Source organism: Alcaligenes sp., from assembly GCF_050255915.1.
GTDB lineage: Bacteria > Pseudomonadota > Gammaproteobacteria > Burkholderiales > Burkholderiaceae_B > Alcaligenes > Alcaligenes aquatilis.
This window is the reverse complement of sequence record NZ_JBFWIQ010000023.1, coordinates 21,301-27,300: the sequence shown is the minus strand read 5'-3', so window position 1 is coordinate 27,300 and position 6,000 is coordinate 21,301. Positions and strand designations below refer to the sequence as shown.

At 51.7% G+C, this 6,000-nt stretch carries 5 protein-coding genes; 4 read left to right on the top strand and 1 reads right to left on the bottom strand.

The window, feature by feature from the left end; all coding sequences use genetic code 11:
* Positions 1-1,187: purine-cytosine permease family protein (locus AB7E06_RS18970; protein ID WP_427958136.1), on the top strand; the 1,187-nt coding region annotated here is incomplete at its 5' end.
* A gap of 861 nt (positions 1,188-2,048) precedes the next feature.
* Here the strand turns inward: AB7E06_RS18970 and AB7E06_RS18965 are convergent.
* A complete protein-coding gene (locus AB7E06_RS18965) occupies positions 2,049-2,330 on the bottom strand; it encodes a hypothetical protein (protein ID WP_427958134.1) in 282 nt (93 codons plus the stop codon).
* A 566-nt stretch (positions 2,331-2,896) separates the two neighbouring features.
* On the opposite strand from AB7E06_RS18965, the gene AB7E06_RS18960 reads away from it, so the two are divergent.
* The 3 genes from AB7E06_RS18960 to AB7E06_RS18950 all read left to right on the top strand — a co-directional run bounded on the left by AB7E06_RS18960 (position 2,897) and on the right by AB7E06_RS18950 (position 5,998).
* On the top strand, positions 2,897-3,103 hold the full coding sequence (locus AB7E06_RS18960) for a DUF3311 domain-containing protein (protein ID WP_427958132.1): 207 nt from the start codon (positions 2,897-2,899) through the stop codon (positions 3,101-3,103).
* Positions 3,104-3,125: 22 nt separating this feature from the next.
* Positions 3,126-4,532 carry a sodium:solute symporter family protein gene (locus tag AB7E06_RS18955; RefSeq protein WP_427958130.1) on the top strand — a complete coding sequence of 469 codons (1,407 nt, stop codon included), beginning with the start codon at positions 3,126-3,128 and terminating at the stop codon, positions 4,530-4,532.
* A gap of 173 nt (positions 4,533-4,705) precedes the next feature.
* Complete coding sequence (locus AB7E06_RS18950) at positions 4,706-5,998, top strand: flavin-containing monooxygenase (RefSeq protein WP_427958128.1); 1,293 nt, start codon at positions 4,706-4,708, stop codon at positions 5,996-5,998.
* Positions 5,999-6,000: the final 2 nt, after the last annotated feature.

Sequence of the window (6,000 nt, the reverse complement as noted above, 5' to 3'; positions counted from 1 at the left end):
TGCGCCTGCCATGCGCGAAGGGGGAACGTTTCCTGCCCGCTGATCGCGTCACTACAGGGTGGAGCAAGCTTGGCAGGTTCGGCTATGCCTTAGCGTGCTTTATTTTCCGTTTTCTGAGACGACCCCTCTTTGCCTCGAATATTGTGTTGGCTGGTCAGTCCTTCAATGGCATCGTGCCATCGGTGTCCGTGCCTGTGGGGATTATTTTTGGGGCTGTCGGTTCAGGTGTCATCGTAATGATCGGATACCGGTTTATTCATTACCTTAATCGAATTGCGACCTGGGTCATGGGGCTGAGCATTCTTGCAGGATTCATGTATATCGTCACCCATGTAACTAGTACAGATTTTCTGTCCCGAGGTGAGTTTACTGTTTCGGGATGGTTGTCCATGGTTTCAATTGCGGCGCTCTGGCAGATTGCTTTTGCACCCTACGTGTCGGATTACTCTCGTTATCTGCCTGAGAACACCACGATGAAGTCAACTTTCTGGGCTACCTATCTCGGCTCTGTATTGGGATCTTCGTTGTCGTTCATCTTCGGCGCCGTTGCCGTTCTTGCTGTTGCTCCCGGTCCGGATGCCATGGATGCAGTACGTATCGCCTCGGGACCTTTTGGTTTGTTGATGTTGGTGTTGTTCTTACTTAGCGTTATTACTCATAATGCGCTGAATCTGTATGGGGCGGTTTTGTCCATTATTACGTCTGTCCAAACCTTTGTCAGCCAATGGATGCCAGCGGCTCGGGCGCGTGTGACCTTGTGTGTTGTCATCATTATCTTTTGTAGCTATGCCGCAATTGGGGTGTCATCCGATTTTATTACGCACTTTGTTGATCTTGTTTTGACGCTATTGGTCGTCCTGGTGCCTTGGGCGAGTATCAATCTAGTTGATTTTTATGTAGTTCAAAAAAGTAAATATCATATCGAGTCAATATTTCGGGATGACGGCGGGATTTATGGCCGTTTTAATCTCAACGCCATGATGGCTTATGCGGTCGGAATTGTGATTCAGGTTCCATTTATGAATACACCGATGTATACGGGGCCGTTGCCTGCTCATTTGAATGGCGTCGACTTGTCGTGGTTGATTGGCATTGCTGTGACTGTACCCGTATATTGGTGGTTGGCATTGCGCGATACCTCGTATCGACGCAAGCAAATAGAGGTGATGTCGTCTTTGCAAGGCTAATGCACGGTGCGAAGAGCAACCCTGCTTCACAACAGCATGGGCCGCAGCGTGGACCGCCATGTACAGGCAAGGATGCTGACCGAAATGCACATCGGGCGAGTTATGGTGTCAACGCGGATTGAAATCTGACCTGTCACGGGCCGCTCAAGTGGTGCTTTGAGGCCGGATTGTTCCGGCCTTTTCATGCCCTTTGGGCAGTAGCTGTAGCCGGTGCTCCGTACCATAGGAATAAGATGCAGCGGTGGTCCGGCAGGGCCGCGGTAAAAGTGGCGTCAGCGGCACAGGCACTGTCCCAAAGGATGAACGGCAGGTTGCTGACGAGGATCATGCTGTCCCGCTCTTAGCGTTTTGTGTTGACGTTGAAAAACAGGCTGCTTTAGCGTGCTCCAACGACTTGTAGAGCTGTTTGTCGACGATGAGTACTTTCCGACCTAAGAGGATCCGGTGGAGCGCTCGCGGAACCACCTTTGGTTGTTGGCGGACGTCAAGTTTAGCGCCAGGTAGGCGGTTGAGAGGAGCCGCGTCGTAATGCGACGCCACACGCAGGCCAATGTGATGGCTAGCTACGCCTTATATGCCCCTGACGAGCCCAGCCGTCCGCCGCTCTCTGTGCATTCGATGAGCGCCAGATTGGACACGACTCCACCATTTGAGGCACGAGGCCACCCGCAGTGAAGTCGAGGTCGGGCGCTTTGAGCATGTTGACGCAAGGACGCGTGGAATATCTGCTGGAGGATCTGTTGAGCTCATTGGCGACGGACTACGATCTCTGTCGGCAGACCATATCCAGAGCGTCGTTGTAGCTTGTCTGGCTGGCGCTGGGATCATATCCGGCTGGGCCGCGACCAGCTGCGTCCGGTTTTAGACTTCGTACGACATCAACTTGGGCGGTAACCTGGGCCGTGCGTCTCGCAAGTACAGCGTCGTGTTGAGCTGTACCCCAAAACTCCGGATGATTTCCTGGATCCCCTTGCTCTGACGGGGGATCATTCTGACCTCTGCTGATTCTTCCAGGCCCCACTTCCAAGTGGCCTTCAGCTTGCCGCCATCCTCGTTCACGACGGCAACACTCAAACGATTCTTTTGGTGCTTGCTGAAGGCGTCTGGGCGTGGCCAATGCGATGAATAGGTTGCGGTACGCATGGAAATCAACCTGGCATTTGCTGTCTTTCCACTCCGCTTGATGGAGTGATCAGAGTGATCGCCCGATGCTGCACCTAGGTTGCTGGAGCAGCCTTTTTATAGGCGGCTACTGCGGATACACCAAGGACTAATGAAGGACCGTGTTGGCGCCCATCATTTTTTTCATCCGCATCAGAGGCCATGCCCTAGTCTGCATCAACGATGCCATGTGTCTACTCAACATGGTTGAGTCGTCTTCACGTTTTGGAAGCCTTGCTGCCTGTCGTGCCAGCCAATGCACTGGCTTTGCGAGGGACAGAACCGTGACGTTTTATATCCTGGGTTGTTCACTTGGAAATGATCATACGTTCCTGATGCACGTGCTACTGGGATCAACAAGGCGCAGGGTTTTCCCTAGAACGTTCGCCTAAGTGGCTTTTCACAAACTTCCCACATCCAAGCCAGGCAAGGCTTAGAGAGACTAATGATATTTCGATTATGTCTTGATGAGCTTTTTAGTAGTTAAGGTTTGAAGTAACCCTACGCTAGGATTAGCTCCTCATTACGACATTACACGAGGAGGGGGCATGGCAAGGCGCTTCTTGAGTCTTTTCATCGGGCTGGTCATTCCCTATGCCAGCGTTATGTTTGGCATCTACCACTTTCGATTTAACACCGAATTTATCTTAGGGTTCCCACCTTTGTATTTTTGGGTGTTCTTATGGTTTTTTCTGACCAGTATCTGTATCTCTGTTGCTTGGATGCTGGATAAAAAAGACTTCCAACACGAGTAGTAATAATCGCGAAGGAATGCTCATGGCAGCTTTTATCTTTGTATTTATCATTCTGTTTTCTTTGTTGTTGGCATTGATTGTCAACCGTAATGCCAAAAAAGGGGACGTAGCTGATTTTCTGGTGGGAGGCCGCTCTTTTGGCGTAATCATCTTATTCTTTCTGGCCGTTGGCGAGATATACAGTGTCGCAACCGTCATTGGTTTGCCCGGCAGTATATATGCCAAAGGTGTGAATTACGGCATTTGGTTTATGGCCTTCCTGCTGCTAATTTATCCCGTGGGCTATTTTCTGGCCCCTAAGATTTGGAAAGCAGGGAAAGAATACGATGCGATGACCGCCCCTGACTTATTTAAAAGCCATTTCAAAAGCCGTACCTTGGAACTGGTGGTGGCGCTGTGCTACCTGATGTTCCTGATCCCTTGGGCACAAATGCAGTTCCAAGGCTTGATCGTGGCGTTGAACGCATTGGGCTATGAGATTGAACCTGTAATTGCCGTGATCATCGCTGGTGCGATTGCCTTTATCTACATCTCCATCTCCGGCGTGAAAGCACCCGCCATGATTGCGGTGTTGAAAGACATTCTCTTGTTCGGTGCGATTGTGGGTGTGGGTTGGGCTGCGTTCCACAAAATGGGTGGTGTGGAAGAGCTGTTTACGGCTGCACGAGATCAAGGTGCGTCCATTGCGTACGCCAACCAAGATGAAGTGGTGTTCTCTATGTCCACCATCGTGTTCCAGTCTATGGCGTTCTACTGCTTGCCATTCATGATCACGATTTTGTTCACCAGCAAGTCCGAGGGTGGTATTAAGCGTGCGAAACGTTTTATGCCTTTGTACATGCTGATGTTCCCATTCTTGATTGCAGCAGCCTACTACGCCATGGTTCGTATCCCGAATCTGACCAGCCCTAACCATGCCTTCATCGCCACCGCCATTGATGTGTTGCCGAGCTGGGCAGTCGGGTTTGTAGCCGCGGGTGCAGCGTTGTCTGGCTTGATTCTGATTTCAGTGATTTCGCTGTCTGTAGGCGGGATCTTCACTCGCAATATCGTGAGCAACGTGCCTTTGCAATCCCAGAAACGTTTGTCGCAGGTAGTGATTTTGGTGTACCTGATCATTTCCATGATTCTGACCGTGGTCTTGCCAAGCCTGATGTTGAACCTGATGAACACCGCTTATGCCGGTTTTGGCCAGATGCTGCCAGGTCTGCTGTCTGTAGTGTTTTTCAAACGGGCGACAGCAACAGGTGTGTTGAGTGGCTTGCTGGTGGGTATTGCGGCTGTGTTTGCCATGTACTTCAGCGAATTCAACCTGTACGCCATCAACATCGGCTTGATTGCCTTGGCATTGAACGCGCTTATCGTGTTTGTGATTAGCGCCCTGACACAGCCTCGCCCTGTGCACGGTTTAAGTACGAGTGCGGCGTGAGGTAGACAAACTATCGGGTCACTCGTTCTGACTTGATAGCAATGAGCGCAGGAAGCGATCAGACGGTTCCTGGCTTTGAACAGGTGCAGCGTAGATATCTTCCCATTGGGTTGAGTCGCAGCTCACATAGCGTAAGAACGCTGTGTATTACATAGGTTGAGAAGGAATTAGATATGACGATTGAAAAGGTTGAGACCATTGATACGCTGGTCATTGGCGCCGGTCAGGCTGGTGTGGCGGCAAGTGAGCACTTGAGCCAACTAGGAGTGGCGCATGTCGTGTTGGAGCGGGATCGCATTGCCGAGCGCTGGCGCACCGGCCGCTGGGATTCGTTGGTAGCCAACGGGCCAGCATGGCATGATCGCTTTCCTGGCATGACTTTCGAAGGCATTAGTCCTGATGCTTTTGCCAGCAAAGACCAAGTGGCTGATTATTTTGAGGCCTATGCCAAGCAAATTGATGCGCCTATTCGTACTGGCGTAGAAGTAAAACGCGCTGTGCGTAACGAAGGTCGCCCAGGCTTCCGTGTGGAAACCTCTGACGGTGTGTTCGATGCGCTGAATTTGGTGGTGGCAACGGGCCCTTTCCAATGCCCAGTGATTCCTGCTATCGCGCCCAAAGACGAGCGTTTGCACCAGATTCACTCGGCTGCCTACATGAACCCCGGGCAGTTGCCTGAGGGTGGTGTGTTGGTGGTCGGTGCGGGCTCCTCCGGTGTACAGATTGCAGAAGAATTGCTGCGTGCAGGCCGTGATGTCTACCTGTCAGTAGGCCCGCATGACCGTCCACCACGTAGTTATCGTAACCGTGATTTCTGCTGGTGGTTGGGTGTGTTGGGCTTGTGGGATGCAGAGAAAGTCACCCCCGGTCGTGAACACGTGACCATTGCCGTTAGTGGTGCGAATGGTGGCTACACCATCGACTTTCGAAAACTGGCTGCCCAAGGCATGAAACTGGTAGGCCTGACCAAGTCGTTTGAAGACGGCAAAGTGTCTTTTCAAAACGATTTAGGCGACAACATCCGTGCCGGTGACGCCAATTTAATGGCGTTGCTGGACGCCGCAGATGAGTATGTCACCCGTAACGGCTTGGATTTGCCTGAAGACCCAGATGCACGTGTATTGTTGGCTGACCCGGATTGCATGGTGAATCCTACTCTGGAGTTGGACCTGATTGAAGCGGGTATACGCACCATTATTTGGGCAACAGGCTACGCCACTGACTACAGCTGGTTGGAAGTCGATACCTTTGATGAGAAGGGCAAGCTTTTGCATCAGCGCGGTGTGTCCACCAAAGAGCGGGGTGTGTATTTCCTCGGTTTGCCGTGGCAATCCCGCCGCGGTTCTTCGTTTATCTGGGGTGTATGGCACGACGCTAAACACGTAGCTGGCCACATTGCTACACAGCAAACCTACCGTGCGTACCACGAAGAAAACCCTACAGCCCAAGCGGTAACCGCTGAGTGATT

Bases quoted from the DNA above. Each gene is read 5' to 3' on its own strand.
- AB7E06_RS18965 (WP_427958134.1), bottom strand. From the start codon at position 2,330: ATGCGTACCGCAACCTATTCATCGCATTGGCCACGCCCAGACGCCTTC.
- AB7E06_RS18960 (WP_427958132.1), top strand. From the start codon at position 2,897: ATGGCAAGGCGCTTCTTGAGTCTTTTCATCGGGCTGGTCATTCCCTAT.
- AB7E06_RS18955 (WP_427958130.1), top strand. From the start codon at position 3,126: ATGGCAGCTTTTATCTTTGTATTTATCATTCTGTTTTCTTTGTTGTTG.
- AB7E06_RS18950 (WP_427958128.1), top strand. From the start codon at position 4,706: ATGACGATTGAAAAGGTTGAGACCATTGATACGCTGGTCATTGGCGCC.